This window comes from Pseudomonas sp. K5002, assembly GCF_013386655.1.
Lineage (GTDB): Bacteria > Pseudomonadota > Gammaproteobacteria > Pseudomonadales > Pseudomonadaceae > Aquipseudomonas.
In genome coordinates this window covers 1-3206 of record NZ_JACARK010000907.1, presented here as the reverse complement: position 1 = coordinate 3206, position 3206 = coordinate 1, and the positions used below count along the sequence as shown (strand labels likewise).

Annotated in this window: 3 protein-coding genes; 2 read left to right on the top strand and 1 reads right to left on the bottom strand. The window is 61.0% G+C overall.

What is annotated here, in order from left to right; genetic code table 11:
- Positions 1–281: iron-sulfur cluster assembly protein (locus tag HX846_RS30820; protein WP_178966841.1), on the bottom strand; the 281-nt coding region annotated here is incomplete at its 3' end.
- 172 nt (positions 282–453) lie between these two features.
- Between HX846_RS30820 and metG the strand changes: the two genes are divergently transcribed.
- Together metG and rsxB are read left to right on the top strand one after the other, a co-directional pair.
- Positions 454–2505 (top strand): methionine--tRNA ligase, encoded by a 2052-nt coding sequence (metG, locus tag HX846_RS30815; protein WP_003208690.1) that lies wholly within the window; start codon positions 454–456, stop codon positions 2503–2505.
- A 142-nt stretch (positions 2506–2647) separates the two neighbouring features.
- Positions 2648–3206: electron transport complex subunit RsxB (rsxB, locus tag HX846_RS30810; RefSeq protein WP_178966840.1), on the top strand; the 559-nt coding region annotated here is incomplete at its 3' end.

The window sequence follows — 3206 nt, the reverse complement described above, 5'->3', positions numbered from 1 at the left end:
CCCGGAACCTGCGCCTGGGCCTTGTGCGGGGCGATCACGCACTGGATGTCGACCCTGGCCGAGCTGACGCCGTCCAGGCCTTCGATGGCCATTTGCAGCATCTGCGCCCAGCCGCTCTTGAACAGGCCTGCAGCGTAGCCCAGCTCAAGCTGGACCGAAACCTTGTCACCCTGCACGTCGATGGCGCGTACGCACCCGGCGCTGACCGGGTCCTGGTTCAGGTAGGGGTCGGTGTACTGGCGAAGAACGGCTTCCACCGCTGCGCGATTGACGGCGCTCATGGGCTACTCCCGAAAAAAGACTGACTAAAACAGGCGGCTATCCTAACCGTTCCAGCGCCCCAGCGGCACGCTTTCGGCCTGCGGGAAAATCCGGAAACAGCCGCACGGGGTGAAATAAATTTCCCGGCGCTTTATAGTGGCCGACCTCCGTTTCATCAAGTAGCCGAGCCCCATGTCCGAGCCACGCAAGATCCTCGTCACCAGCGCCCTGCCCTATGCCAATGGTTCTATCCACCTTGGCCATATGCTTGAGTACATCCAGACCGATATGTGGGTGCGCTTCCAGAAGCATCGCGGCAATCAATGCATTTATGTCTGCGCGGACGACGCCCACGGTTCGGCCATCATGTTGCGCGCCGAGAAGGAAGGGATCACCCCGGAACAACTGATCGCCAACGTCCAGGCTGAACACAGCGCCGACTTTGCCGAGTTCCTGGTGGATTTCGATAACTTCCACTCGACCCACTCCGACGAAAACCGCGAGCTGTCGAGCCAGATCTACCTGCGCCTCAAGGACGCCGGGCACATTGCCACGCGTTCGATCACCCAGTATTTCGACCCGGAAAAGAAAATGTTCCTGGCCGACCGCTTCATCAAGGGCACCTGCCCGAAATGCGGCACTGAGGACCAGTACGGCGACAACTGCGAGAAATGCGGCGCCACTTACGCGCCCACCGACCTGAAGGATCCGAAGTCGGCCATCTCCGGCGCCACCCCGGTACTCAAGGATTCCCAGCACTTCTTCTTCAAGCTCCCGGATTTCCAGCAGATGCTGCAAACCTGGACCCGCAGCGGCACCCTGCAGGACGCCGTGGCGAACAAGATTGCCGAATGGCTGGACGCCGGCCTGCAACAGTGGGACATCTCCCGCGATGCGCCGTACTTCGGCTTTGAGATCCCGGGCGAGCCAGGCAAGTACTTCTACGTGTGGCTGGACGCGCCGATCGGCTACATGGCCAGCTTCAAGAACCTGTGCGACCGCACGCCGGAGCTGGACTTCGACGCGTTCTGGAACAAGGACTCCACGGCCGAGCTGTACCACTTCATCGGCAAGGACATCGTCAACTTCCACGCGCTGTTCTGGCCTGCAATGCTTGAAGGTTCGGGCTATCGCAAGCCAACCGGCATTGCCGTGCACGGTTACCTGACGGTCAACGGCCAGAAGATGTCCAAGTCCCGTGGCACCTTTATCAAGGCGCGCACCTACCTGGACCACCTGTCGCCGGAATACCTGCGCTACTACTACGCCTCCAAGCTGGGCCGTGGTGTCGACGACCTGGACCTGAACCTGGAAGACTTCGTACAGAAGGTCAACTCGGACCTGGTGGGCAAGGTCGTCAACATCGCCAGCCGTTGCGCCGGGTTTATCCACAAGGGCAACGCCGGGGTGCTGGTGGCTGAAAATGCCGCACCTGAGTTGACCGATGCATTCCTGGCCGCCGCGCCGAGCATCGCCGATGCCTATGAAGCTCGCGACTTTGCCCGGGCCATGCGCGAAATCATGGGCCTGGCCGACCGCGCCAACGCCTGGATCGCCGACAAGGCGCCGTGGTCGCTGAACAAGCAGGAAGGCAAGCAGGCTGAAGTCCAGGCGATCTGCGCCACGGGCGTCAACCTGTTCCGTCAGTTGGTGATCTTCCTCAAGCCGGTGTTGCCATTGCTGGCAGCCGACGCCGAGGCGTTCCTCAATGTGCCGCCGCTGACCTGGAATGACCATGCGACACTGCTCGGCAACCATCAGTTGAATGAGTTCAAGCCGCTGATGACCCGTATCGACCCGGTAAAAGTGCAGGCCATGACCGACGCATCGAAAGAAGACCTCGAGGCCAGCAAGACCGATACCGGCGACGCTGCACCTGCGGGCAATGGCGAACTGGCGAAAGATCCGTTGTCGCCGGAAATCGACTTCGACGCCTTCGCTGCGGTGGACTTGCGGGTGGCCCTGATCCTCAAGGCCGAAGCCGTGGAAGGCGCCGACAAGCTGCTGCGCCTGACCCTGGACATCGGTGATGAACAACGCAACGTGTTCTCGGGGATCAAGAGCGCCTATCCGGACCCATCCAAGCTCGATGGTCGCCTGACCATGATGATCGCCAACCTCAAGCCGCGGAAAATGAAGTTCGGTATCTCCGAAGGCATGGTGATGGCGGCCGGCCCTGGCGGTGAAGAGATCTACCTGTTGAGCCCGGACAGCGGCGCCAAGCCGGGTCAGCGCATCAAGTAACAATGGCTAACTGCCTCATGGTCTCGGCCATGGGGCGGTTTCAGCTAGTACCCCCTCCTCGCTTGCCGGATAATCGGATTCTGTTTGCTGTCGGCCCGTTGTTGGCTGTGGCTTTTCCGGGTTCCAACGCAATGATCAAACCATGAGCCTGATTCAACGTATCGACGCCCTGCTGCCGCAAACCCAGTGTGGCAAATGTGGGCATCCTGGCTGCAAGCCCTACGCAGAAGGCATTGCCCAAGGCGAGGCGATCAACAAGTGCCCTCCGGGCGGCCAGGAAACCATTACAGGCCTGGCGCAGCTGTTGAAGCTCCCGGTGCTGGAGTTGGACACATCTCGAGGGGAAGCGCCCGCACAGATCGCGTTTATCCGTGAAGCGGAGTGCATCGGCTGTACCAAATGCATCCAGGCCTGCCCGGTGGACGCTATCGTCGGTGCTGCCAAATTGATGCACACGGTGATTGTCGACGAGTGCACGGGTTGCGACCTGTGTGTAGCACCCTGCCCGGTTGATTGCATCGAAATGCGTCCGTTGAGCACCGTGGTACCGATTGTCGGCGGGCTGGCCTCCAATGATCATGAACGCGAGGCACGCAGCCTCAAGCGCGACCGGGCCCGGCGACGGTTTGAACAGCGCAACGCGCGGCTGCAACGCGAAGAGGAACAGAAACTTGCCGAACGCCAGGCACGCTCCAAGCGCG